This window comes from Acrocarpospora pleiomorpha, assembly GCF_009687885.1.
Lineage (GTDB): Bacteria > Actinomycetota > Actinomycetes > Streptosporangiales > Streptosporangiaceae > Acrocarpospora > Acrocarpospora pleiomorpha.
Genome location: NZ_BLAF01000010.1, coordinates 117,853 through 142,207, shown reverse-complemented (window position 1 = coordinate 142,207; position 24,355 = coordinate 117,853). Strand labels below are relative to the sequence as shown.

General features: G+C 71.0%; 19 protein-coding genes. 3 read left to right on the top strand and 16 right to left on the bottom strand.

Going from position 1 to position 24,355, the window contains the following annotated elements; genetic code table 11:
* Nucleotides 1–66: 66 nt before the first annotated feature.
* Complete coding sequence (locus tag Aple_RS10245) at nt 67–4,488, bottom strand: glycosyl hydrolase family 95 catalytic domain-containing protein (protein ID WP_246264332.1); 4,422 nt, start codon at nt 4,486–4,488, stop codon at nt 67–69.
* 401 nt (nt 4,489–4,889) lie between these two features.
* Here Aple_RS10245 and Aple_RS10240 point away from each other — a divergent pair, with 401 nt between their 5' ends.
* Both Aple_RS10240 and Aple_RS10235 read left to right on the top strand, forming a co-directional pair.
* The gene (locus Aple_RS10240) at nt 4,890–5,726 is read left to right on the top strand and encodes an alpha/beta fold hydrolase (protein ID WP_246264330.1); all 837 of its coding nucleotides are present in this window, start codon (nt 4,890–4,892) and stop codon (nt 5,724–5,726) included.
* A gap of 9 nt (nt 5,727–5,735) precedes the next feature.
* The gene (locus Aple_RS10235; RefSeq protein WP_246264328.1) at nt 5,736–6,599 is read left to right on the top strand and encodes a helix-turn-helix domain-containing protein; all 864 of its coding nucleotides are present in this window, start codon (nt 5,736–5,738) and stop codon (nt 6,597–6,599) included.
* Here the strand turns inward: Aple_RS10235 and Aple_RS10230 are convergent.
* Nucleotides 6,568–6,825 (bottom strand): hypothetical protein, encoded by a 258-nt coding sequence (locus Aple_RS10230; protein WP_155344273.1) that lies wholly within the window; start codon nt 6,823–6,825, stop codon nt 6,568–6,570. The genes Aple_RS10235 and Aple_RS10230 overlap by 32 nt on opposite strands.
* Nucleotides 6,826–7,292: 467 nt before the next feature.
* Between Aple_RS10230 and Aple_RS10225 the strand changes: the two genes are divergently transcribed.
* Entirely contained in the window at nt 7,293–8,648 is a 1,356-nt protein-coding gene (locus Aple_RS10225; protein ID WP_246264326.1) for a cytochrome P450, read from the top strand.
* A gap of 98 nt (nt 8,649–8,746) precedes the next feature.
* On the opposite strand, the gene hydA is transcribed toward Aple_RS10225, so the two are convergent.
* From hydA to Aple_RS10155, 14 genes are read right to left on the bottom strand one after another with little or no spacing between them, the layout of a single operon-like run.
* Nucleotides 8,747–10,129, bottom strand: coding sequence for a dihydropyrimidinase (gene hydA, locus Aple_RS10220; protein WP_155344271.1), 1,383 nt, complete (start codon nt 10,127–10,129; stop codon nt 8,747–8,749).
* Nucleotides 10,126–10,506, bottom strand: a complete 381-nt coding sequence (locus tag Aple_RS10215) for an allophanate hydrolase-related protein (protein WP_218038224.1) — start codon at nt 10,504–10,506, stop codon at nt 10,126–10,128. Before Aple_RS10215 ends, hydA begins: the two co-directional genes overlap by 4 nt.
* The gene (locus Aple_RS10210) at nt 10,503–11,288 is read right to left on the bottom strand and encodes an ATP-binding cassette domain-containing protein (RefSeq protein WP_155344270.1); all 786 of its coding nucleotides are present in this window, start codon (nt 11,286–11,288) and stop codon (nt 10,503–10,505) included. Before Aple_RS10210 ends, Aple_RS10215 begins: the two co-directional genes overlap by 4 nt.
* On the bottom strand, nt 11,285–12,103 hold the full coding sequence (locus Aple_RS10205; protein WP_155344269.1) for an ABC transporter ATP-binding protein: 819 nt from the start codon (nt 12,101–12,103) through the stop codon (nt 11,285–11,287). The genes Aple_RS10210 and Aple_RS10205 overlap by 4 nt, the downstream gene beginning before the upstream one ends.
* Complete coding sequence (locus tag Aple_RS10200) at nt 12,100–12,924, bottom strand: ABC transporter permease (RefSeq protein WP_155344268.1); 825 nt, start codon at nt 12,922–12,924, stop codon at nt 12,100–12,102. The genes Aple_RS10205 and Aple_RS10200 overlap by 4 nt, the downstream gene beginning before the upstream one ends.
* On the bottom strand, nt 12,921–13,964 hold the full coding sequence (locus tag Aple_RS10195; RefSeq protein ID WP_155344267.1) for an ABC transporter permease: 1,044 nt from the start codon (nt 13,962–13,964) through the stop codon (nt 12,921–12,923). The genes Aple_RS10200 and Aple_RS10195 overlap by 4 nt, the downstream gene beginning before the upstream one ends.
* Nucleotides 13,965–13,970: 6 nt before the next feature.
* Nucleotides 13,971–15,536 (bottom strand): ABC transporter substrate-binding protein, encoded by a 1,566-nt coding sequence (locus Aple_RS10190; protein ID WP_155344266.1) that lies wholly within the window; start codon nt 15,534–15,536, stop codon nt 13,971–13,973.
* Between the two features lie 6 nt (nt 15,537–15,542).
* Nucleotides 15,543–17,261: a hydantoinase B/oxoprolinase family protein gene (locus Aple_RS10185; RefSeq protein ID WP_155344265.1), complete on the bottom strand. Its 1,719-nt coding sequence runs from the start codon at nt 17,259–17,261 to the stop codon at nt 15,543–15,545.
* Nucleotides 17,254–19,299: a hydantoinase/oxoprolinase family protein gene (locus Aple_RS10180; protein ID WP_155344264.1), complete on the bottom strand. Its 2,046-nt coding sequence runs from the start codon at nt 19,297–19,299 to the stop codon at nt 17,254–17,256. The genes Aple_RS10185 and Aple_RS10180 overlap by 8 nt, the downstream gene beginning before the upstream one ends.
* The gene (locus Aple_RS10175; RefSeq protein WP_170321384.1) at nt 19,296–20,537 is read right to left on the bottom strand and encodes a metal-dependent hydrolase family protein; all 1,242 of its coding nucleotides are present in this window, start codon (nt 20,535–20,537) and stop codon (nt 19,296–19,298) included. Before Aple_RS10175 ends, Aple_RS10180 begins: the two co-directional genes overlap by 4 nt.
* Nucleotides 20,531–21,703, bottom strand: coding sequence for an NAD(P)/FAD-dependent oxidoreductase (locus Aple_RS10170; protein WP_155344262.1), 1,173 nt, complete (start codon nt 21,701–21,703; stop codon nt 20,531–20,533). The genes Aple_RS10175 and Aple_RS10170 overlap by 7 nt, the downstream gene beginning before the upstream one ends.
* Nucleotides 21,700–23,070: an NAD(P)/FAD-dependent oxidoreductase gene (locus tag Aple_RS10165; protein WP_155344261.1), complete on the bottom strand. Its 1,371-nt coding sequence runs from the start codon at nt 23,068–23,070 to the stop codon at nt 21,700–21,702. The genes Aple_RS10170 and Aple_RS10165 overlap by 4 nt, the downstream gene beginning before the upstream one ends.
* Complete coding sequence (locus Aple_RS10160) at nt 23,060–23,323, bottom strand: (2Fe-2S)-binding protein (RefSeq protein ID WP_155344260.1); 264 nt, start codon at nt 23,321–23,323, stop codon at nt 23,060–23,062. Before Aple_RS10160 ends, Aple_RS10165 begins: the two co-directional genes overlap by 11 nt.
* Complete coding sequence (locus Aple_RS10155) at nt 23,320–24,270, bottom strand: dihydrodipicolinate synthase family protein (protein ID WP_155344259.1); 951 nt, start codon at nt 24,268–24,270, stop codon at nt 23,320–23,322. The genes Aple_RS10160 and Aple_RS10155 overlap by 4 nt, the downstream gene beginning before the upstream one ends.
* Nucleotides 24,271–24,355 lie beyond the last annotated feature (85 nt).

The window sequence follows — 24,355 nt, the reverse complement described above, 5'->3', positions numbered from 1 at the left end:
GGGGTGTAGGAAGCGGAGAGGTGCCGGGCTTCCTTGCGGCTGCCCGGCACCTCTCGTGGGGTCGACTCAGTTCTGCGGTGTGCCGCCGTTCTCGGTGATCAGGGCGTTGGCGTCACGCAGAAGGGTGGTCTTGACCTCGGCGTTCGAGACGATCTTCGGGTCGTTGACGGTCTCGACGAAGCGTTCGAGCTTCTTGACGATCTTCTTCTTGTCCCTTTCTCTTCCCTTGTCCTCGGAGACCATGACCTTGGCGATCCGGTCCTGCAGCTTGGCGGCGCCGGTGGCGCCGATCTTGTGGTCGGTTTCGAAGCGGTCGATCAGCGCGGAGATGTCGTCGGTCGAGGTCCAGACGGTGAACTTCACCGTCTGGACGGTCTGGTTGCCGATGTTGTCGACGGCGGTGACGGTGAGTGTGTGCTCTCCCAGGGCCAGCTTGTACAGCGGCTGGAGAGTCCCGGACTGCAACGGCTGGCCGTCCAGGGTGCCGGTGACCGTCTTCACCCCGGAACCGGAGTCGATGGCCTCCCAGGCGATCTCCAGGTTCAGGCTGTCGCCGTAGCGCGTGCCGTCCGCGACGCCGGTGACGAGCACGGTGGGAGCGCTGTCGTCGATCTTGACCGTGACGGCCTTGATCTCCTCGACGTTCCCGGCCTTGTCGGTCGAGCGGTACCGCAACTCGTGCTCGCCCTCACCCGAAATGGTGACCGTCTCGGTGTACGGCGTCCACGCGCCACCATCCAGCGAGTACTCGGTGCCCGCCACACCAGAGGTCTCGTCCGTCGCGGAGAGAACCACCGGCACGCTGTCGGCGTGCCAGCCGTCGTCGTTCGCCGGAGCGGGTTCCGCGGTGGTCACCGGTGCCGTCGCGTCCACCTTGACCGCGAGGGTCTTGGCGGCCTCGACGTTGCCCGCCTTGTCGGTGGAACGGTAGGCCAGTGTGTGCGGGCCATCGCCGGTGATGACGACCGGCTCGGCGTAACGAGTCCAGGCACCGCCGTCGACCTGGTACTCGGTGCGGTCGACCCCGCTGCCCTGCGCCTCATCGGCGCCCGACAGCGTGACCAGGATCGCACCGGTGAACCAGCCGCTCGCCGGCTGCGCCGGGGTGGTCGTCGCGGCCGTTTCCGGCGCGAACTTGTCGGCCAGCTGCTTCCAGTTCTTCGCCTCGGCCGCGGTCAGCTTCCCGGCGATGATGACGGCGCGGTCCACCGCGCCGGTCATGCGCTGGCCGCCGCCCTGGTCGGCGGCGAAGCGGAGGGAGCGGGCGGTGCAGCCGGTGATGCCGTCGGAGGTGGCCTGGCCGGTGGCCTTCTGCTCGCCGTCCACGTAGACGGTGATCAGGCCGGTGCGGTCGAGGGTGACCACCAGGTCGATCCAGCGGCCGGTGGGCAGGGTGGTGTTCAGGGTGACGCCCGTGCCCGCGCCGATGAACCGCAGCTGGTTGCTGGGCGTCACGTCGATGAGGACTCCGTCGGTGCCGGGGTTGCCGGACGGCTGGGAGTCGAACAGGCGGCGGTAGCCGGTTCCGCCGATCTTCACCTCGGCCGCGAACGTGGCCTCGGGCAGGTAGCCGAGCAGGGTGTTGCCGGTGACCAGGTAGGTGGAGCCGGTGAGGTTAAGCCCGCTGCCGGTCGGCGCGGTGGTGTCGTAGGTGGCTGTGCCGCCGGCGACGGTGGCGTGGCGGCCGTTGCCGGAGGAGTCGGTGACCGTGCCGCCCTGTGTCGGGTTCCAGGCGACCAGCACCGAGCCGGCCGGCGGGGCGAAGCAGGGGGTCAGGGCGAGCACGGCCGTGGCCGAGCCCTGCCAGGAGTCGCCGACGACCTTGGCGATGAGCTGCGCCTGGCGTGATCCGGTGGCCGGGCCTGGCGTGACGGTGAAGGTGGCGGTGCGGGGGGAACCGGGCGAGGCGGCCGGCAGGTGCTGGGAGGCCGGCTGGGCGGTCCACCCGGCGGGCAGGGTGAGGGTCACGTCGGAGGCGGGCACCTCGCGCTCGCGGATGGCCGTCACGGTGACCTCGGCGTCGAACGGGACGCCGGGCGAGGCCGCGGCCGGCGCCTTGAGGGTGACGGCGGACTCGTTCTCGATCGTGTACGCCTTGCCCGCCTGCGCCTCCCAGCTCAGGACGTCGCCGTCACGCTGCGGGACGACGCTGTCGCCCTGCTCGTCGTAGACCCGGTAGTGGCCGGTGATGATGGACGACTTGACCTTGAGCCGGCCGGTCTTGCCGGGCCGTACGGTGATCGTGTCGGGGGCGCCGCCCTTCCAGGCGGCGTCGACGGTGACGTCGCCGCGGGCGCGCAGGCCCGTCACCGAGCCGTCCTTCCAGGTGCTGGGCAGCGCGGGGAGCACGTGCACCACGTCGTGCTGGCTCTGCACCAGCATTTCGGCGATGCCGGCGGTGGCGCCGAAGTTGCCGTCGATCTGGAACGGCGGGTGGGTGTCCCACAGGTTGTCCAGGGTGGAGGACTTGAGCTGCTCGGCGAGCATCTTGTGGGCGTGGTCGCCGTCCAGCAGGCGCGCCCAGAAGTTGATCTTCCAGGCCTTGGACCAGCCGGTGCCGCCGTCGCCACGCGCGGTCAGCGAGACCTTGGCGGCCTCTCCCTCGGGGGTGCCCGCGGTGAGCTGGTTGCCCGGGTGCAGGGCGAACAGGTGGGAGACGTGCCGGTGGGTGTCGGTGGGCGAGTCCCAGTCGGTCTTCCATTCCTGGAGCTGGCCCCAGGAGCCGATCCGGATGCCGGGGTCGAGCTTGCTCAGGGCCGTGGTCACCTCGGCCTGGAACTCGTGGTCGAGGCCCAGCTTCCTGGCCGAGGCCAGGGCGTTGGTGAAGACCTCGCGGACGATCTGCTGCGACATCGAGGCGCCGGCCGAGAACTGGCCGTTCTCCGGGGAGAAGCTGGGCGAGACGACGAGCTTGCCGTCCCGCGGGTCGGTGTGCAGGAAGTCCAGCCAGAACTCGGCCGCGCCCTTGATCGCCGGGTAGGCGGTCTCGCGCAGGTAGTTCTCGTCGCCGGTGAAACGGTAGGTGTCGTAGAGGTGCTGGGTCGTCCAGGCGGCGGCCTCGGGGAACCAGAACGAGGCGGGGTAGTTGTGCAGGCCGGTGAAACCGTACGGGTTGGTCTCGTTGTTGACCACCCAGCCGCGGGCGCCGTACATGTCCTGGGCGGTCTTGCGGCCCGGGGCGACCATGGCGGTGATGTAGCGGTCGTAGGGCTTGGTGGTCTCGTGCAGGTTGGTCTGCTCGGCCAGCCAGTAGTTCATCTGCAGGTTGATGTTGACGTGGTAGTCGGCGTCCCACGGCGGGTTGGTGACGTTGTTCCACACGCCCTGCAGGTTGGCGGGCAGGATGTCGTTCTCGCGGGAGGAGGCGATCAGCAGGTAGCGGCCGTAGGCGAAGAACAGCGCTTCCAGGGCGCGGTCGTCACGGGCGGAGCCGCCGGTGTAGTTCCTGCGCAGCTCGTCGGTGGGGATCGCCGGCGTTGATCCGCCGAGGTCCAGCTTCACCCGGTCGAACAGCTCGCGGTAGTCGGCGAGGTGGGCGGCCTTGAGCTGGTCGTAGGTCTTGTCCGCGGCGGCGTCCACCGCGCCGGTGACGGCGGCGTGCGGGTCCTCGCCCCGGTAGGTCGGGTACGTCCCGGCGTAGTCGGTTCCCGCCGACAGCACGAACACCGCGCTGTCCGCGCCGGTGACGGTGATCTTGTCCCCGGCGTCCACGCGGGAGCCGCCCTGGGCGATCACCTGCACCTGAGCTTCGAACTTCAGCTGATTGCTGGTCAGCGCGCCGCGGATGGTGAGCCGCCCGTTGGCGGCGGTGACGGTCTTGTCATTGCGCGGCGAGGTGTGCCGCAAGGTGAAGGAGACCTTGCCGCCCTGGTCGGCCGACAGCTTGCCCACGACCACGTTGCCGGGGTTGCTGGCGAAATACTCGCGGGAGTACGTGACACCGTCGGCGGTGTAGCCGACCCTGGCCACGGCGTCGCGCAGGCTCAACTCGCGGCGGTAGCCGGTGGAGCTCTGCGGCGCTCCGGCGATGTCCAGATATAGGTCACCAAAAGTCTGGTACGAACCGAAACCGGTCTTGCCCTGCCCGAGCCGGGCGGCCACGCTGTCCGGGCTCACTCTGCCGTCGCGGTCGATCTGCGCCTGCACGTCGGCGATGGCGCCCGGCCGCGGCGTCCGCCAGTTGCCGAAGTCATACCCGGCCTGACCGGGACCGCCGGACCACAAGGTCTTCTCGTTGAACTGGATCTGCTCGCTCGCCCCGCCGCCGAAGACCTTGGCGCCCAACGGCCCGTTGCCGATCGGCAGGGCCTGCGTCTCCCAGTTGGTCGCGGGCTTGTCGTACCACAGGGTTAAGTCATCGGGTGTCTGGGCAGAAGTAGCTGCCGATTCGGGGTCGGCCTGCGCCTGCACCGGTATGGTCAACCCGACAGCCAGCGCTAACGCGGCGAGCAGGGCGACACCTAGTCTTCGTTGCAGAGAGTTGATCACAGATTCCTCCGATCACATGGGGGGTCCGAAATAAGGAAATAGCACCGAAACCTGTCCGCAACAAGACTTATGGTCCGATGTTCTCTCACTCGTGATCAGACCTCGGTGGCCGTCCTCCGGCGCTCGCATCTCCCGGCGAGATTCGACCGTCCCAGCTCACCATCCCTTTGCGGGAGGTCCCAGCCCTTGCACAGCTCACCGAATCAGAACAATCTTCTGTACACTTCCGATAGGCCGTGACAAAACATCCGATGTATCGTCCACTGACCGGTGTGCTGTCACCAGGTACACGTGATTGCGTTAGCCCAGGTCAGCGGTTATGTCCCCCAGGGGTCCTGCTCGGCGGGAGTGCAGACATTTGTCCAAGACTGATAGCCAGCAGCCCATGCATCGTCTTCTGCATGAGTGAGTACAACCTTGAGCAGTCGCATGGGATGCGCGTGGTCCACGACGGCCCGCGGGAGGCGCCGCCGCTGTTGCTCATCCACGGATCGGGGTTCTCGGGCGGTTCCTGGAGCCCGGTGGTCCCGGCACTCGCCAGCCACCATCACCTCATCCGGGTCGACCTCCCGGGCTGCGGCCAGTCTCCGCCCGCGCGGTCATACGACGTGCCTGTGCAGGCGGGCCGGTTGGCGGCGATGCTCGACGACCTCGGCCTTCGTCGCGTGACCACGGTCGGGCACTCCAGCGGCGGCTACATCGCCACCGCGCTCGCCGAACAGCGCCCCGACCTGGTGAGGTCGCTCGCGCTGATCAGCACAGGCCCGAGTCTCGACGCGCTCCTTCCGCAGCCGTTGATTCTTCGGGTCCTGCTGGCCCCGCCTTTCGGCCCGCTCCTGTTCTCGAGGCGTTCGGACGCGATGACCCGCAGGGCGATGAGCGCGACGTGCGCTCGCCCTGTGGAGATCCCAGACGACTTGGTCGCCGATGTACGGGCCACCACGTACCGCACGTTCAGGGCGGTGCTGCGCCGCAACACCGAGTACATCGTCCAGCGGAGCGTGCCCGAACGTCTCGCCGCCCTCGAAGTCCCCATGCTGGTGATCTTCGGCGCCGCCGACCCCCGCTGGGAGCCGTCGTCGGCGCACCGGTACGACGCGGTGCCGAACGCACGGGTCGAGCTGCTGCCCGGCGTCGGGCACATACCCATGTTCGAAGCACCCGAGACGACCAGCGAACTGCTGCTGGGCTTCACGGCGACGGCCGCTGACAGCCCGCCGGTAATCCCCAAAGCCTAGAATGGTCACGTGCTGTCGACCAGGACACCACCCGACTGGGCGTCGGTGGACATCGCGGTCCCGCGCCGGTCAGATCGGCTGCCGGGGATCAGCATGGCCGGGTTCCGCCACCGTGCCCCCGCACTCGTGGACATCGCCATGGTCGCGCACCCATCCGTCACCCTGATCATCGACCTGAGCGAGGGAGAAGGCCTCGTCTACGACACCCACGGCCGGCACGAACGCGGCAGTGTCGTCATCGGGCTCCTCCCCGGCGATCTTCGAGTAGCCGGCCGGGGGGCCGGCGAGTGCCTCCAGATCCGGCTGGAGCCGGCCGCGGTAGCCGCGGTGTTCGGCGCGGCTACCGAGCTCAGCGGGACGGTGGTTTCCCTCGATGATGTTTGGGGCCGCGACTCCGGGCGAGCCGAGGACAGGCTGCGCGCCGCCGCGTCGTGGGACGAACGGTTCACGATCGCGGCGGAAATCCTCGGCCGACGGCTGGGCGCCCGCCCACCCGTCGATCCGGAAGTCGTCCACACCTGGCGGCGGACGCTCACCAGCCGGGGGCGGGTGCGGATCGACGGCCTGGCGGACGAGGTCGGCTGGAGCCGCAAGCGCCTATGGTCCCGCTTCCGGACCCAACTGGGCATCACTCCCAAACGCGCCGCCCGGCTGGTGCGGTTCGACCACGCCGCCCACCTTCTCGCGGCGGGTCACGCCGCCGCCGGCGTCGCCGCCGAGAGCGGCTACGTCGACCAGCCCCACCTCCACCGCGAGGTCAAGGCGTTCGCCGGGCTCACGCCCACGGCCGTGGCCGTCGCGCCGTGGCTCGCGATCGACGACGTCGCGTGGCCGGTCGATCCTACTCGTCCTCGGCGTTCAGCTCGAAGGTAAAGTAAATGCTCAGCACGTAGGGCTCGGGTTCGTCGTGCATGAAATCCCAAGAAACATCAACGAGGAAAACGTCGTTTTCCTCCACCCACTGCCCTGCTTTTCCGAATGCTCCTGCGGCAGTTGTGGCGGGAAACAGCTTCCTGGCCATGGGGTGGACCTGAGTCTCGGCATCCGAGTCGTCGAAGTCGTGCGGAACTTCCAGGCGGAAATCGACGTTTGACTCCATGCGCCCATCACCTTTCGGTATACCGGAGATGCAGGTTGCTGAGATTGTGCCGTCGAGTGTACTTCGCTCCCCAAGTGGGTGAGCCCTTTTCGTACCGCTGCCCGCTCGCCGCGTGCTGATTCCCAGAGACGCACAGGTAGCCCCGCCCGACCCGCAGCCGCAGCATGCCGCCTCTGGTCTGTCTGGTCGCCATTGGAGTCCTCCAACCGATTCCCTTCGCGCATCGTGGCAGCACCATAGGCCGGCACCCTGTCCCAATTGAGGACAACGGCACCTGTTTCCAACGTGCCCAGCGCCACGCGGTACTCTTTCGGGCATTCTGCGGGTCGGGGGGCCCGCATGCGATGACAGAGCATCTGCACCACCTTGGCGCGAGCTCACCAACCAGAGCGGGGGCTCGTAAACCAGGAAGGTTGTGCATCCCCTTGACGTATGACTCATTGCCCCAGTCGACTGCTGGAGCACTCGTGTCGTTGTCCGTAGAACCGCTGCTGACCAGGGATTACGATGCGGACCCAGCGCTCGTCCACGAACGCCTGCGCAGCAGGTACGGGCCGGTCGCCCCGGTCGATCTGCTCGGCGTGCCGGTCTGGTTCGTCCTCGGATACGACGAAGTGCTGTACGTTCTGCGGAACACCGGCGACCTCTGGAGCAAGCATCCCGACCGGTGGCGCGCTAACAAGGAAGACCGGATACCGGCCGACTGGCCATTGCGCGCCGTCTTCGAGGTCAACAGCTCGGCGTTCCAGGAGGGAGCCACGCAACGCGCGTTACGCGACGCGTGGACGGCGGCGCTCGCGCCATACCAGGACCCCATCCACCCGCAGGCCCAGATGCTCGAACTAGCCATCATTCGCTACTCCGACGACCTCATCGACGTGCTGGCGGAGGGAGGCCCCACCGGGTGGGCGGATCTGGCCGGGCAGTACGCGCGACCGCTCCCGCTGATGGTCGCCAACCGCCTCCTCGGCTTCACCACCGCGCGCGGCGAGGACGTGGTGATGGACATCTGGCGGATGATAGACGCGGGCCCGGACGCGGCCGCCGCGTTCCAGCGGATTTACACCGCCATGGCGGAGCTCGCGAGCGCCAAGCGGCAGCAGCCCGGCGACGACCTCTCCTCCTACATGATCAAGGCCAAGCCGGACTTCACCCAGGACGAACTGGCCCGCGAGTTACTCATGCTGCCCGGGCTGCTCGACTTCACCGCCAGCCTCATCTGCAACGTCGTCGTCGAGGTGATCTCCAATCCGGACGTGCGGGCGAGCCTGTCGATGGGCACAATCGAGGAGACGGTGAACCGGGTCGCCCTGCTCAACCCGCCAATGGCCAACCTGACCTTCCGGTTCGCGAAAACCGATGTCAGGCTGGGGCGCTACACGATCGCCGCCGGCGATCCGGTGATGCTGTCCATCGCCGGCGCCCACGCCGACCCGAGGTTCGCCGAGGCGATAAATCGCCACGCCATGCGCAGCACGCGTGCCCACCTGGCCTGGGGCGCAGGCCCGCACAGCTGCCTGGGCCAGCGGCTGGCCACCCAGATCACCACCATCGCCGTACGCCAGTTGTTCAACCGGTTCTCCAAGCTGAAGCTCGCGCTCCCAGCCGACCAGTTGCCCTGGCGTCCCTCGCCCTTCATGCGAGCCCTGCGGTCCCTTCCCGTCCAGTTCGAACTCACCAAGAGCTTCGTCGCCACGGCCAACTCCGGAAGCATGCACGAACAGGCTACGCAGCCGGCCTTCACGGGTGAGACCGCCGCCGGACAACAAGCCGCTCCTTCCGGGCTGTGGAGTTTCCTGCGCGGGCTGCGCCGCGGCCGCTGAGGGACAGCCGAAGATGAGCCCCCTTTACAAAGTAGATCAACAAACCTGCCCCCAGCCCGTCCCCCCGGCCCAGGCGTACGTAGTGCCGAGACCGGCGCTCAGGCCAGGATGGGCCCCGCGGGCAGGTGGCGGCCGTGTGGGGTGGGGTCGAGGAGGGTGTTGTCGTGGACGACGGGTCGGCCGCCGACCAGGACGGTTCGCGGGCGGCCGGTGAGGAGCATGCCCTCGTAGGGGGTGTAGTCGGTGGCCATGTGGAGGTCGCCGCTGGTCACCTGCCATCGCGCGGCCGGGTCCCAGATCGCGATGTCGGCGTCGGCGCCGGGCATCAGGGTGCCCTTGCGGGGATACAGGCCGTTGGCCCGGGCGGGGTTGGCCGAGGTCAGGGCGACGAAGCGGCTGGCGGGCAGGCCGGCGCCCGCGACGTACGCGGAGAAGATCACGGGGAGGCGGGTCTCGACGCCGGGCAGGCCGTTCGGCATGGCTCGTACGTCGGTCCGGTGTGATCGCTTCTGGGCCAGGTCGTAACAGCAGTGGTCGCTGCCGATCGTGGTGATCTCGCCGGTGAACAGGTGGCGGGAGAGCGCGTCCACGGCTGAGCGCGGGCGGAGCGGCGGGCAGCAGACGAACCGTTCCGGGGCGGCTCCGCCGTACCGGGTGTCGTCGAGGATCAGGTGGTGGGCGACCGACTCGGAGAAGGCGCGCACGCCGCGGCGGCGGGCCGCCGCGACCAGTTCGACGGCCTCGGCGGTCGACTGGTGCACGAAGTAGACGGGGGCGCGCAGCGACTCGGCGATGGCCAGCACCTCGGCCACGGACGCGGTCTCCGCCAGTTCGGGGCGGGTGCCGGCCATGTGCTCGGCGCCGATCGCGCCGCCGGCCGCGCAGCGGGTCTGAGCGTCCTCGATGATGTGGTCGGCCTCGCAGTGGATCACCACCATGCCGCCGAGGTCGCGCAGGGTCTTCATGGTGCGCAGGATGGTGTCCTCGTTCGCCATGGTCTCGCCGCGGTAGGTGGTGAACATCTTCACCGTGGCGACGCCGTCGGCGACCAGCGCGCCGAGCTGGCCGGGCACGGTCTCGTCCCACTCGACCACGCAGGCGTGCAGAGCGCTGTCGCACAGGCCCTGCCCGGCCTTGGCCCGCTGGGCGTAGGCCACGTCGGCGGGCCGCTCGCCGGGGCGCGGGATCGCGAAGTCGACGATGGTCGTGGTGCCGCCGAACACGGCGGCCGTCGTGCACTGCGCGTAGTCGTCGAGTGAGGTGAACTCGCCGGAGGTGAAGCCCACGTGGCAGTGCGGGTCCACGCCGCCGGGCATGACGAGCGTCCCGGTCGCGTCGATCTCGGTGGCGCCGCGCGGCGCGGGGGTGCCGGGCACGGCGAGGGCGGTCACCCGGCCGCCGGCGACGAACACGTCGGCGGGCGCGGACCAGCCCGCCTCGACCACCGTTCCCCCGCGCACCACCGTCTCAGCGGGCGTCATCGCGTGCTCGCGGCCATGTGCGCGCGCCAGCCGCCCGCGGCGCTGATGTCCGTCACCCCGGGCGCCGTCAGCGACTCCGCGCGCATCCGCATGGACAGGCAGCCCGAGCCGTCGGACAGTTCGATCACCGTCAGTTCCAGTTCGGGTGGTTCGCGGGGAAGCAGCTCGTCGCGCAGGATCTCGTAGGTCACCTCGTACACCTCTCCGGGGACGGCCACGCCGTCGTCGCGCACCGGGTGCAGGCCGGGGAACTCATCCCGCACCGAGTAGAACCGGTAGCGGGGCGCGGTTTCGGCGGGTCCGAGGAGGCGCGCGCCGCTCAGGGCGGTGTTCAGGCTGCCTCCGGACATCGCCTGCCCGTTGACGAACATTCTCATGGGTGACTCCCTCGATCGGTGGGGTCAGGCACGGGCACGGCGTCCAGCAGCGACCTGGTGTACGGATGCCGCGGATTCCCGTACACCTCCGTTCGCGTGCCGACCTCGACCAGCGAGCCCTGCTCCATGACCGCGACCCGGTCGCACAGGTAGTAGACGACCGCGAGGTCGTGGGCGATGAACAGGATCGACAGGTCCAGCCGCTGCCGCAGGTCGCGCAGCAGGTTGAGCACCTGCGCCTGCACCGATACGTCCAGCGACGAGACCGGCTCGTCGCAGATGAGCAGCCGGGGCCGCACGGCCAGCGCCCGCGCGATGGAGATGCGCTGCCGCTGCCCGCCGGAGAAGGACCGGGGGTGGCGGTCCAGGTGTTCGGCCGACAGGCCCACGGTCTCCAGCAGGTCCGCGGCCCGCTTCCGGCGCAGCCGCCGGTCGGGTTCTAGGCCGTGCACGGCGAGCGGCTCCTCGATCAGGGCGGCCACGGTCATGCGCGGGTTCAGCGACGCGTAGGGGTCCTGGAAGACCATCTGCATGTCGCGCCGGAGCACCCGCAGCTCGCGGCGGCCGGCGGCGAGCACGTCGCGCCCGCCGAGGGTGACCTGCCCGGCGTCGGGTTCGGTCAGCCGGGCGACGCAGCGCGCGGTGGTGGACTTGCCCGACCCGGACTCGCCGACCAGGCCGAGCACCTCGCCCGGCGCGACCTCGAAGGAGACGCCGGACAGCACGCGGCGCCCGGCGAAGCTCTTCGTCAGGTTCGCCACGCGCAACAGGGGCTCGGTCACCGTTCGCCCTCCTTGATCGTGACCAGCGGGCGGGTGTGGTCGCCGCCGATCCGGGGGACGGCGGCCAGCAGCGCCTTGGTGTACTCGTGCCGGGGCCGCCGGTAGATGTCCTCGACCGGGCCCGTCTCCACCGCGCGGCCGTGCCGCATGACCACGGCCCGGTCGGCGAAGCCGGCCACGATGCCGAGATCGTGGGTGATGAGCAGGACGGCCATGTCGCGCTCGCCGGTCAGCTCGTGCAGCAGTTCCAGCACCCGCGCCTGGACGCGCACGTCCAGGGCGGTGGTCGGCTCGTCGGCGATGAGCAGGTCGGGTTCGGCGATGACCGCGATGGCGATGACGACACGCTGCCGCATGCCGCCGGAGAACTGGTGGGGGTAGTCGTCGAAGCGGCGCTCGGCGTCGCGGACGCCGAGGCGGGCGAGCAGTTCGACGCCGCGCCGCCTGGCGACCTTCTTGGGCACGCCCCTGATGACCAGCGGCTGCGTGATCTGCCAGCCGATCGTCATGACGGGATTGAGGGCGGCGAGCGGGTCCTGGAACACCAGGCCGATACGGGCGCCGCGGATGGCGCGCATGCGGCGGGGCGGCAGCGTGAGCAGGTCGGCGCCGTCGAGTTCGACCCGCCCGCTCAGCGTGGCGTCGGTGTCGAGCCGCAGGATCGCTCTGGCGGTGACGGACTTGCCGGAGCCGGACTCGCCGACCAGGGCGAGCTTCTCGCCGCGCGCCAGGTCGAGATCCACGCCGTGGACGACCTCGACGGGACCTGGATAGGACACCCGCAGGTCTCGTACGGCCAGCAAGGCAGACGTCATCGGACCCCCTCCCGGATCGTCGGGTCGTTGCGTACCCGCAGCCAGTCGCCCACCAGGTTGAAGGCGACGGCGGTGAGCAGGATGGCCAGGCCGGGGAAGGCCACCGCCCACCAGCCGTTGGTGAGGTTGTTGGCGGCCGCGGCGATCATGGCCCCCCACTCCGCCGACGGCACCTGCGCGCCCACCCCGACGAACGACAGGCCGGAGATGACGAGCATCACGGCGGAGACGTCCAGCGTGGTCTGGACGTAGAGGCTGTTCAGGGCGTTGGGGAGGATGTGCCGGAAGACGAGCCTGGCCCGGGAGACGCCGAGCATGCGGGCCGCGTCCACGTACTCCGCGTCCTTGACCTCGCGGACCAGGGTGCGGACCAGCCTGGCGTAGCCGGGCCACCAGGTCAGGGCCAGGGCGATGACCGCCGACCGCAGGCCGGGGCCGAGCGCGGCGGCGAGCCCGAGGGCGAGGATGATCGAGGGCAGGGACAGGCCGATGTCGGTGAGCCGCATCAGCACCTCGTCCAGGGCCCTGCCGCCGAGCGCGGCGACCGTGCCGATCAGGGTGCCGATCAGCGTGGCGGCGACGATCACGATGACGGTGGCGGGCAGGGTGACCTGGGCGCCGTACAGGATCCGGCTGAGCACGTCGCGTCCGTTGACGTCGGTGCCGAACCAGTGCGCGGCGGAGGGGCCTTGGAGCGCGTCGGCCAGGTCGACGGTGTAGGGGTCGGCCGGCGCGATCAGCGGCCCCACGGCGGCGAGGACCACCACCGCGACCGCGACCACCAAGGCGATCCTGTCCACCGCCCGGATCTCACGTTTCATATCGCCACCGGGATCTCTGCCCGCCGGTCGCGGCGGCCCGCCTGGCGCAGGCGCGGGTTCAGCCAGAGCTGGACCAGGTCCACGACGACGTTCATCACCACGAAGACCACTCCGATCACCAGGATGGTGCCGATCACGGCGTAGAGGTCGTTCTGCAGGACCGCCGTCACCGCGTACGCGCCGATGCCGGTCCGGCCGAAGATGGCCTCGACCAGCACGGTGGAGCCGAGCATCCACCCGAGCTGCATGCCGAGGATCGTGCTGGCCGGGACCAGGGCGTTGCGCAGGCCGTGGCGCACCACCACGCGGAGCTCCGACGCGCCGGTCGAGCGGGCCAGCGTGATGTAGTCGGAGTCCAGCGTGGCGATCATGGAGGAGCGGACCGTCCGCGCCACCACGGCGACGAACGCCGCCGCCAGCGTCACGGCCGGCAGCACGAGATGGAGCAGGGCGTCGCCGAAAGCCGCCCAGTTCCCTGACAGCAGGGCGTCGAGCGAGATCATGCCGGTGATCGCGGGCACCTCCTGCCCGAAGGCGAGCTGTCCAGTGAGTGGGAACAGGCCCAGCTGGGCCGCGAAGACGAGCTGGAGCATCAGCCCCAGCCAGAACACGGGCACCGCCGCGCCGAGCAGAGTGATGAGCCGGGCGGCGACGTCCGCCGCCTGGCCGCGCCGGTAGGCGGCGTAGACGCCCAGCGGCACGGCCACCGCGATGTTGATCGCCATCGCGGCCAGCACCAGTTCCACCGACGCGGGCAGCATGGCGGCCACGTCGTCGAGCACCGGCCGCTGGGTGAAGACCGAGGTGCCGAGGTCGCCGTGGAGCAGCCGCCCGAGGTAGCCGGAGAACTGGTCGGGCAGCGGCTGGTCGAGACCGAACCGCGCGCGGACCGCGGCGACCTGCTCGGCCGTCGCGTTCCGTCCCGCCGCGGCCCTGGCCGGGTCGCCGGGCAGGACCTGGGTCATCAGGAACGTGACGACCGCCAGCCCGGCCAGGACGACGACGCTCGTGACCAGGCGGCGCAGCAGGAAGCGGCCCATGGGAGGTCAGCCCACCTGGATCTTGTAGACGTCCACGGTCTGGTGGTGCGCGGGCTGGTAGACGTAGCCGTTCAGCCCGGCGCGCAGGACCGTCACGTACTGCGGATTGGACATGTTGATCGAGGGCACGTCGGCGGCGATGGTCTGTTGGGCCTCCTTGTAGGCCGTGCACCGCTCGTCGATGTCCGTCTGCTGCTGCGCACCCTGGACCAGGGTGTCGATCGCGGGTTTGTCGTAGCCGCCGCTGTTCTGGCCGTTGTTGATGAACTTGGAGTCGAACAGCAGGTACAGGACCGAGTCGGGGTCCGGGTACGGCGGGAAGGCGTAGATCATGCCGAGGTCGGGAGTGGTGGCGTTGCTCTTCAGCTTCTCCACGTACTGCGGGTAGGTGATCGCCTCAAGCTGGAGGGTGATGCCCACCTCCGCCAGGTTCGACTGGAGCAACGTGGCCGCCTGCTCCATCTCGGCCGTCGCCTTCAGGTAGGTCATCGTCAGGGTGACGTCCTTGAGACCGGCGGCGGCGAGGATGCTCTTGGCCTTCTCCGGGTCGCGGCCGGGCTGCGGCACGGTCGCGTCGAAACAGGACATCGCGCTGGGCAGCACACCGACGGCCTTCTTGCCCGCGCCCTTGAGGATCGCCGAGACGTGCTGGTCGTAGTCGTAGGAGTAGGCGATGGCCTCGCGCAGCGCCTTGTCGGCCAGCGGGGAGTCCTTCATCTTGAAGAACACGTACAGCTGCACGTTGGTGTCGGCCTTGTTCACCACGTAGCCCGAGCTTTCCAGACCGGCCCAGTCGTTGGGGTCGATGTCCATCGCGATGTCCACGTCGCCGCTGGTGAGCGAGGTCTTCTGGGTCGCCGCCTGCGGCAGGTAGCGGAAGACCACGCTGGTCGCCTGGCCGGTGAAGCCGCCCCAGTAGCCGTCGAACCTGACGAACTTGGCCTCCTGGTTGGGGGTGTACCCGCCCAGCTTGTACGGCCCGGACCCGGCGTCGTTGGAAGCCAGCCACCGCTGCCCGTCGTCCGCGCCCGCATTGGTTTTCACCAGCGCGGAGTTGAGCAGGTAGACCCTGGTCAGCGCGGCGGGAAACGGCGAGTACGCCTGCTTCAGTTTGATCGTCAGGTGAGTGTCGTCGGTGACCGTGGTCGAGTCGTAGGCGCTCATCAGCGAGGCCACACCGATCTTGAGCTTGGCGATGCGGTCCAGCGTGTACGCCACGTCGGCGGCGGTCAGCTTGGCGCCGTCGTGGAAGGTCACGTCGTCGCGCAGGGTGACGTCGAGGCTCTTCCCGTCGGCGGCGAAGGCCCATTCGGTGGCCACCGAGGGGGTGAGCTTGTCGCCCTCGTACCGGACCAGGGTGTCGTAGGCGGGGATGACCACCTCGTCCACGGTGGAGTTGTCCGCCTGGACCGGGTCGAACGTGGCCGGAGGCTCGTTCTCGGCGATGATCAGTGTCTGCTTGCGCGGGTCGGGACCAGCGGAGGGTCCGGTCGAATCGGCGGCGCCGCCGCACGCCGCGAGGGCCAGCGAACCGAGGAGCAGGATGGGGATCAGTTTATGGGAGCGGTGCATCGGCTGTTACCCTTCGTGGTTTTCGGCTCTGGCGGGTGTGGGCCGCCAGCCGCCGGTCTCATCGACGATCACCCCGTAGACCTGCTCGGCGACCCCGGCGCTGACGTATCCGTCCAGCACGTCGGCCACCACCGCGGCCGGCTCACGTTCCAGCGGATCGCCGTATCCCCCGCCACCCGCGGTCCGGTTCACGAACCGGTCCCCCGCCCGCATCGCCGCGCGGTACATTCCGACCCGCTTGGCGCGCTCGGTCTCCGGCCACAGCACCATCTCGCTGGGCTCGGACTCCTGGCCGCCGTGCAGCGCCCAGGGGCGGGTCTTGCTCTTCTTCTTCATCGACAGCACCTCGCCGTCGGCCAGGTAGCGGACCTGCCGGAGCACGCCCAGGCCGCCGCGGTGCCGGCCCGCGCCGCCGGAGTCGGGGATCAGTTCGAGCCGCTCGTGGAACAGGGTCGCCTTGTGCTCCAGCACCTCGATCGGGGTGTTGCGCACCACGCTCTGCGAGGGGTGCTGCTGGGCGTTGGCGCCGTCGTGGTCCCTACTGGCGCCCCAGCCGATGCCCTCGTTGTTGCTGATCACATAGTCGGCGCCGGTACGCGGGTCGTGCCCGAGCGCCATGAACCCGGGCTCGTCGCCGCCCGAGGAGGCGGGAATGGAGTCGAGCACCTGGGCCAGCGCCTTGTGGATCAGTTCGAAGGCGACGATGCCGCTCCACTGGGTGAAGGTCGCGACCGGGTAGACGGCGTGGAAGAAGTTGCCGGGGTCCGCCTTGATCTCCAGCGCCCGGTAGTGCCCCGCGTTGGACGGCTCCGTCGCGGTGGTCAGCTCCTTGTAGATCGCCTTGGCCAGGCTCTCGGTGGCGCCGATGGGCAGGTTGACCGGCCCGGCGACCGCGCCGTCCGAGCCGTTGAAGTCGACCTCCATGCGCTCGCCGTCGATGGTGACCTTGACCTCCATCCGGATCAGGTCGTCGGTGATGCCGTCGTCGTCGCAGTAGTCGAAGGCCGTCCAGGTGCCGTCGGGCAGCGCCGCCACGGCCTTGCGCGCGACCCGCTCGCCGTGCTCGATGATCTGGCGCACGGCCTGGTCCACGGTCGGCCCGCCGAACTTCTCCCAGACCTGCGCGAGCCGGTTCTCGCCGGTGCGCAGCGCCGCCAGCTGGGCGTGGAAGTCGCCGATGGTCAGGTCGGGCAGGCGGGAGTTGAAGCGGATGAGCTCGACGATGTCGCGGACGACCTCGCCCCCGCTCACGATCTTCGTGCCCGGGAAGATCAGCCCTTCCTGGTGCATGTCCGTGGAGTCCAGGACGTATCCCGGGGCCTTCGCCCCGAGGTCCATCCAGTGCGCGCGCACGGCCAGGTAGGCGGCGGGGCCCTCGTGCCCGGGGCGGAAGACGGGCGCGAACAGCATCGCGTCGTAGGAGTGCGCGCCGCTCCAGTACGGATAGTTGAGCAGGTAGACGTCGCCCTGGCGGAGGTTCCCCCGGCCGACGTACTCGACGCCCTTGACGATGGCGTGGTCGTTCGCGCCGAGGAAGGAGGTGATCCCCGCCGCCTCCGCCGTCAGCTCCAGGTCGGCGTTGTAGATCGAGATGCCGAAGTCCAGCACCTCGTAGATCACCGGATTGAAGGCGGCCCTGACCAGGGTGCGGCGCATCTGCTCGCCCACCGAGACCAGGTAGTTGCGGATCACCTCGACGGTCGCCCCGTCCAAAGGTTCAGTCATCGTTTCCTCCAGTGACCAGCAGCTGTCCGTAGCCGTCGACCGTGAGCCGCTGGTCGGCGAAGATCACGGTGGTCGAGGTGCCCTCTTCGACGATCGCCGGGCCGCGCAGCGTGTGGCCGGGCGACAACGAGTCCCTGAGGTACACCTGGAAGGGGGTGACCTCGCCGGTCGCGACGTCGAAGGCCGGGCGGGAACCGGCGGGCCGCGCGCCGCCCGTGCCGGTGGCCGGTAGCTCGCGCAGTCCCGGTTTGGCCAGCTTTCCCACCGCGCGCACCCGCAGGGTGAGGATCTGGCCCGCGTCCGGCATCGCGTGGCCGTACCTGGCCTCGTGCTGGGCGTTGAAGCGGGACAGCACGGTGGCGGCCGTGTCGCCGGGCACCAGGTCGATGCCGAGGCTGTGCTCCTGGCCGTGGTAGCGCACGTCGAGGCGGCGGATCAGCCTGCGGTCCTCGGGCTTGATGCCCTGCGTGGACAGCACCTCCTCGCCCTGCTGCTCCAGCTCGGCGAAGGCGGGTTCGACGGCGGCGAGGGTGGCGTCGCTCAGCGGGCGCAGCACGGTGGTGGCGAACTCGTACTCCAGGTCCGACATCAGCATGCCGAAGGCGGAGAACGCGGCCGGGACCCGCGGGATGAGGGTGGTGGCGATGCCCATCTCGCGGGCCAGCATCGGGCCGAGCAGCGGACCGGCGCCGCCGTAGGCGAGCAGGGCGAACTCCCGCGGATCCAAGGCGCGTTCGACGGTGATCTCGCGCAGGGCGCCGACCGTGCGGGCCAGCAGGACCTGGAACACGCTCGCCGCCGCCTGGGTGACGGTCACGCCGAGGGGGACGGCGAGCTCGGCCTCGATCGCGGCGCGCGCGGCTCCGGCGTCGATGTCCATCTCGCCGTCCAGGAACGCCGCGGGGTCCAGGTAGCCGAGCACCAGCGCGGCGTCGGTGACCGTCGGCTCGGTGCCGCCCGCGCCGTACGCCACCGGCCCGGGAACCGCGCCGGCGCTGTGCGGGCCGACCTTGAGCAGGCCCTCGTCTATCCAGGCGATCGAGCCGCCGCCCGCGCCCACCGTACGGATGTCGAAGATGGGGATGAGCAGCGGGAAACCGTCGATCGCCGCCTCGTGCACCTCCCCCGGCTCGCCGTCCTCGATCACGCAGCAGTCCACGCTGGTGCCGCCGACGTCGAAGGAGATCAGCTTGGGCAGGCGCTGCTCGCGGGCCAGGAAGGACGCGCCCACCACGCCGCCGGCGGGGCCGGACAGCACGGTCATGAGCGGCGCGCGCCGGGCCAGCTCGGCGGTCATCGCGCCGCCGCCCGAGCGCATGATGTGCAGCGGGCGGGTGAGCCCGGCGCCCGCCAGGCCGCCCTCCAGGGCGCCGATGTAGTCGTTGAGCACCGGCCTGATGTACGCGTCGAGGGTGACGGTGCTGGTGCGCTCGTACTCGCGGTACTCCCTGGTGATGTCGGTCGAGGTGGAGACCGACACGTCCGGGTAGGCCGCGCGCAGGATCCGGGCGGCCCGCCGCTCGTGCGCGGGGTTGGCGTAGGAGTGCAGGAAGCAGATCGCCAGCGAGCGCAGCCCGCGTTCCTCCACCAGGAGGCGGCCCGCCTCCCGCACCGCGTCCTCGTCGAGTTCCGTCACCTCGGCGCCCTGGGCGTCCATCCGGCCGGGCACGCCGGTGCGGTGACGGCGGGGCACGAGCGGCGGCGGAGGCGCGTACGAGAAGTCGTACATGTGCGCCGCGGGGACGTTCGCCCGGGCGACCTCCAGCAGGTCGCGGAAACCCTCGTTGGTGATGATCCCGACGTCCGCGCCGCGGCGCTGGAGGATGGCGTTCAGGCCGAGCGTCGTGCCGTGCACGAACGCCTCGACGTCGTCGAGCCGGTCCGCGAGGCCGCCGACCGCGTCGAACACGCCGCGGGCGGGCGAGCCGGGCGTGGTCGGGGCCTTGTGCAGCCTCAGCTCGCCGGTCGTCTCGTCATAGGCGATGGCGTCGACGAACGTGCCGCCGATGTCCACCGCGAAGCGGATCGCCGATTTCACAGGGCACCTCCGTGCCGGGGAGCGGGCAGGTCGTCGCGGACGATGCGCCCGGCCTGCATGACGAAGGGGATGCGGCGCAGCGCCGAGACGTCCCCGAGCGGGTCGCGGTCGGTGACGATCAGGTCGGCCAGGTAGCCCTCCTCGACGGCGCCCGCCCGGCCCGCCAGGCCGACCAGGCGGGCCGCGTCGAGGGTGCCGGCGCGCAACGTCTGGGCCGGGTCGAGACCGGCCTCCGCCAGGAACTCCATCTCGCGGACCGCGACCACGGTGTCCTCGATCGGCTCGCCCGGCGGGTAGTCGGTGCCGGCGAGCATGGTGATGCCCGGGACCCCCGGGTCGGCGGGGTCGGCGACGCCGGCGGCGATGGCCCGGCGGATGCTGGCCAGGTGGCCGGGGCCGACCTCCAGCGCGCGCTCGATCTGCCACGCCGTGAAGTCGTGCTCGGCCATCCACTCCGGGCAGCGGGTGACGCACAGGGTGGGGGTGAGGTAGACCCGCCGCTCCGCCATCCGCGCGGCCGTGTCCTCGTCCAGCTCGTAGGCGTGCTCGAAGCCGCGCACCCCCGCGTGCAGCGCCTCCCTGATCGCCGATCCGGAGCCGGCGTGCGCGGTGACGTAGGTGCCGTGCTCCTCGGCGGCGCGGACGACCGCCGCCATCTCCTCCGCCGTCATCTGCGCGCCGGTGAAGGACTCGCCCTGGTGGGCGATGCCGCCGGTGATGAAGATCTTGAGCAGGTCGGCGCCCGCCGCGAGCTCCTGCCTGGCGGCGCGCAGGAAGCCGTCGTGGCCGTCGGCGTAGGAGCAGGCGCTCCCGTGGCCGTGCCCGCCGGTCGTGGAGATCGCGCGGCCCGCGCCGACGATGCGCGGCGCGGCCACCCAGCCCTGCTCGGCGGCCGTGCGCACCAGGAGGTCGGCGCGGTTCTGCTCGTGCACGCAGCGGATCGTGGTGACCCCGGCGTGGAGGGCGTCCTGGGCTCGCGACAGCGCGCGCAGTGCCGTGAGCCCCGAGTCCTCCGATTCGTCGATGGCGGAGAACGGGTAGCGCACCGACAGGTGGGTGTGCACCGAGATCAGGCCGGGCAGGACGTACCTGCCGCCCAGCTCGACGGTGGCCGCCTCCGGTGGCGGGGCGGCGGCGGTGATCCGCTCGATCCGCCCGTCCCGCACCACCACGTTGACGTTCCGGCGGATCCGCCCGGAGCGTACGTCCACCACGTGCCCGCCGGTCAGTGTCAGCACCGCTGTCTCCCTTCGTGCGTCATCGGTTGGGTCATGAGCCGGTCGGGCCCGAGGTCGGCGATCTCCACCGGCGGCGGCGCGCCCTCGGCCAGGCGGCGCAGCGTCTCGCCCCACAGCGGCGCGAACGTGAACGCGTACGTCCCGCCGGCCACCAGGAAGCCGGGCTCACCGGGCACCTCGCCGATCAGCGGCATCTCGTCGGGGGTGGCCGCCAGCGGTCCCGCCCAGGCGCGCAGGAGTCGCAGGTCCCGGATGAAGGGCAGCACCCGTACGGCCAGGGCCACGTTGCCCAGCAGGCTGCGCGTGCTGGTCGCGCTCCGGCCGGTCAGATTCAGGCTTCCGGCCGGCCAGCCGCCGCCGATGAGCAGGTTGCCCGCGGTGACCTGCTTCACCGACAGCCCTTCGCCGATGTGCTGGACCAGGTGGGACAGGGTGACGGGGGCGCGCACGGTGGCGTGCATCTGGATCGCCACCGGCGTCATCCGCAGCCGGATCCCGGCCAGCGCGGCGATCTCGCCCAGCCACGGCCCGGCCACGTCGATCACCACGGCGGCGTCCACGACGTGCTCCCCCGCCGTGACCTGCCAGGTCGCGCCGCGCCGCGTGATCTCCCGTACCGGGGCGTACGGCACGAGTTCGGCCCCGTGCCTGGCCGCCGCGGCCAGATAGGCCGGAGTGACCTTCAACGGGTTGGCGTAGCCGTCCCTTTCGCACCAGGTGGCGGCGGTGACCGTGGGGCCGAGCAGCGGCAGCGCCGCCCGCGCGGCGTCGCCGTCGAGGACCTCGGTCGGGATCCCGGCGGCGGCCTCCCAGGTGTGCTTCTCCGTCAGCTCCTGGCACTGCTCGGGGGTCTCCGCGATGGTGAATCCGCCGCTCCGCCGCAGTTCGACTGAGGCTTCCAGGTCCTCTTCCACGCTCTCCCACCGATCGCTGGCCGCCCGCTGCAACGGCAGGAACCTGGCGCTGTCGAGGGGCACCTCCTGCCCGGGGCGCCGGGTGTGCACGGCCTGCACGTGCAGGTTGCCCGCCGTCGTCCCAGACCCTTCGCGGCCGGGCGCGCCCCGGTCGAAGATCACGACCCGGCTGCCGCCGCGGGCCAGCTGCCAGGCCGCCGCGGCGCCCAGCACTCCGGCCCCCACGATGACGACGTCCGCGGTGCGCGTCATCCCGTCTCCTCCACCGCGCCGAGTTCGAGCAGCGTCGCTATCCGCACCGGGCGTACCGGGACCCGCGAGGGGAAGACCGTGCCGCCCCCGGCGAGTCCCGCGACGGCGAAGCCGCACACGCGCCCCTGGCAGGGGCCCATGCCGGCGCGGGTCCTGGCCTTGGCGGTGTTGACGTCTCCGGCGGCTTCGGCGCGGACCTCTCCCGCGGTGACGGCCTCGCAACGACAGGCCAGGGTGCTGTCGGGCAGGGCGGGGAGCAGCGTGTCGAGGAGCAGGGCCGGGCTGGGGTAGAGCGCGTCGGTGAGGGCGGTGAAGCGGCCGAGGCGGCGAGTATCCGTAGCGAGCCGGCGTATCTCCGCCGCGGGGATGGGGTGGCCGGTCTCGCGGGTGAGGATGGCGTGGGCCGCCGCGAGGCCGCGCGCCCTGGCGGTGTGCGCGCCGCCGATCCCGGCGGCCTCGCCCACGACGTACACGTCCGGCCGGGAGGTGCGGCCGGCCGCGTCGGTGACCGGGATGGCGTCGCCCGTGCCCGCGTCGGAGACGACCTCGCAGCCCAGCAGGCGGGCCAGGTCGGTCTGCGGGCGGAAGCCGTACCCGACGCACAGGGCGTCGACCTCGACGGTGCGGACGGCCAGGCCGGGGCGCGCTGCGGCGGCCAGCGTCACGGCGGAGACGCGGTCACGGCCGTCGGCGCGGAGCACCACGGTGCCCTGCCAGATCGGCACCCGGGCGCGGGCCAGCCGCGCGGCGTACCCGGCCAGTTCGCGCAGCCGCGCGGGGTGGCGCAGCGCGCCCAGAGCCCGCAGTCCCGGCCGGTACGGCGTGCCCGCCTCGGCGATTCCGGCCACCTTCACCCCGAGCGCGAGCAGCGAGCAGGCGACCGGCAGCAGGAAGGGACCCGAGCCCGCCAGCACGACCCGCTCCCCGATCGGGGTGTGGTCGCTCGCCGCCAGGTGCTGGGCGAAGCCGGGCGTGGTCACGCCGGGCAGCTGCCACCCCGGGAAGGGGAAGGTCCGCTCGTAGGCGCCCGTGGCGAGCACGATGGCGCGGCCCCGCAGCCGGACCGGCGACCCGGCCTCGTCCTCGGCGAGGAGCGTGCGGCCGTCGTCGGCCACCCCCCAGACCAGATGGCCCGTCCGGCGCTCCACGCCCGCCGCGCGCGCCTCGGCGATCAGCTCGCCGCCTTCGCGGCGGTGGTCGCCCCAGCGCCTGGCGACCTCGGGCGCGGGCCGCCGGTAGTACTGACCTCCGAGTTCGGGCTGCTCGTCCAGGATCGTCACGGTCAGCCCGGCCGAGGCCAGCCGGGCGGCGGCGGTGAGCCCCGCGGGCCCGCCTCCCACGACGACGACGTCACGCTCAACGATCATCAGGCGCTCCGGTGTCGACGCGCATGCCGGGCCGGATCCTGGTGAGGCAGGCTCGGACCGAGGACACGCCGTCCACGGTCACCTCGCACTCGAAGCACACGCCCATCCCGCAGAACGGGCCGCGCGGCCCGCCGTCGACCGGGTTGCGGCGAAGCGCCCACCGGCGGTCGCCGACGAGCGCGGCGGTGAGGCTCACGCCCGCCACGGCGGTCACCGGGCGGTCGTCGACGATGATCGTCGCGACGCGGGTCATCGCACACCCCGGGTGAGAGCCTCGGCCAGGCCGGACTCCCGCAGGACCGCGCCGATGGCGTCGAGTGCCGCCGCGTCGCCGATCGGCAGCAGCGGCGGCCTGAGGTGTCCCCCCGGTTGCCCGAGGATCGCCATGGCGGCCTTGAGCTGGGCGATCGGCGTGCCGTACACGCCGCTGTAGTCGGGGTTGATCAGGCGGGTGGAGAGCCCGGCGTACCGGTCGGCCCAGCCGCGGGCGGCCTTGGCGTTCCCAGCCGCGACCGCGTCGTAGTACGGCACCGCGAACGGCGCGCCCAGCCCTCCCCCGTCGATGTTGCCGTCGCCGCCCAGTTCCATCAGCACGGCCAGGCCGCGCCGGTGCAGGAAGCTGCCGAAGACCCGGACCTGGTCGCTCACGGCCTCGACGGTGCCGAGCATGCGCAGCCAGTCGCCGGTGCTGTCCTTGATCGCCACGACCTGGTCCAGGTCGGCCAGGCGCCGCGTGAGCCCGGGGTGGGCGGAGATGTCGACGCTGACGCCGCGCGGCCAGTTGTAGACCATGAACGGCAGGTCGGTGGCCGAGCTGACCTCCCGGAAGAAGGCGAGGATCTCCTCGGGACCCGGATGGACGTACGGCGGCGGGGTGGCGAGCACGCCGTCCGCGCCCGCCTCGGCCGCGTGCCTGGCCAGGTCGATCGCCTCGCCGGGGGTGTAGGCGGTGACGCCGACGACCACCGGGATCCGCCCGGAGAGCTCGGCCACGGCGATCTCGGCGACGCGACGACGCTCGGCGGGGGTCTGGCTGAACCACTCACCGGTGCTCCCGTTGACCAGGACGCCGTGCACCCCCTGCGCCGCGTAGAGCCGGAGCAGCGCGCGCCACGCCTGCTCGTCCAGCGCTCCAGCCGCGGTGAAGGGTGTCGGCGCGGCCGGCCAGTAGCCCCGCCAGCTGACGTCGTCGCGATCCATGGGTCCCCCGGGTCTCTGCTACGCTCCACGTTTGTGGGATCGATTGCATAAGGTTGCGCCCAAGGGCTGGTTCCGGTCAAGCAAG

What these genes read in the sequence shown, in the direction of transcription:
- Aple_RS10230 (WP_155344273.1), bottom strand. Translation starts at nt 6,825, where the DNA reads ATGGAGTCAAACGTCGATTTCCGCCTGGAAGTTCCGCACGACTTCGAC.
- Aple_RS10160 (WP_155344260.1), bottom strand. Translation starts at nt 23,323, where the DNA reads ATGACCCGCGTCGCGACGATCATCGTCGACGACCGCCCGGTGACCGCC.
- Aple_RS10195 (WP_155344267.1), bottom strand. Translation starts at nt 13,964, where the DNA reads ATGGGCCGCTTCCTGCTGCGCCGCCTGGTCACGAGCGTCGTCGTCCTG.
- Aple_RS10170 (WP_155344262.1), bottom strand. Translation starts at nt 21,703, where the DNA reads ATGACGCGCACCGCGGACGTCGTCATCGTGGGGGCCGGAGTGCTGGGC.
- hydA (WP_155344271.1), bottom strand. Translation starts at nt 10,129, where the DNA reads ATGACGCCCGCTGAGACGGTGGTGCGCGGGGGAACGGTGGTCGAGGCG.
- Aple_RS10215 (WP_218038224.1), bottom strand. Translation starts at nt 10,506, where the DNA reads ATGAGAATGTTCGTCAACGGGCAGGCGATGTCCGGAGGCAGCCTGAAC.
- Aple_RS10240 (WP_246264330.1), top strand. Translation starts at nt 4,890, where the DNA reads ATGAGTGAGTACAACCTTGAGCAGTCGCATGGGATGCGCGTGGTCCAC.
- Aple_RS10185 (WP_155344265.1), bottom strand. Translation starts at nt 17,261, where the DNA reads ATGACTGAACCTTTGGACGGGGCGACCGTCGAGGTGATCCGCAACTAC.
- Aple_RS10155 (WP_155344259.1), bottom strand. Translation starts at nt 24,270, where the DNA reads ATGGATCGCGACGACGTCAGCTGGCGGGGCTACTGGCCGGCCGCGCCG.
- Aple_RS10165 (WP_155344261.1), bottom strand. Translation starts at nt 23,070, where the DNA reads ATGATCGTTGAGCGTGACGTCGTCGTCGTGGGAGGCGGGCCCGCGGGG.
- Aple_RS10200 (WP_155344268.1), bottom strand. Translation starts at nt 12,924, where the DNA reads ATGAAACGTGAGATCCGGGCGGTGGACAGGATCGCCTTGGTGGTCGCG.
- Aple_RS10205 (WP_155344269.1), bottom strand. Translation starts at nt 12,103, where the DNA reads ATGACGTCTGCCTTGCTGGCCGTACGAGACCTGCGGGTGTCCTATCCA.
- Aple_RS10190 (WP_155344266.1), bottom strand. Translation starts at nt 15,536, where the DNA reads ATGCACCGCTCCCATAAACTGATCCCCATCCTGCTCCTCGGTTCGCTG.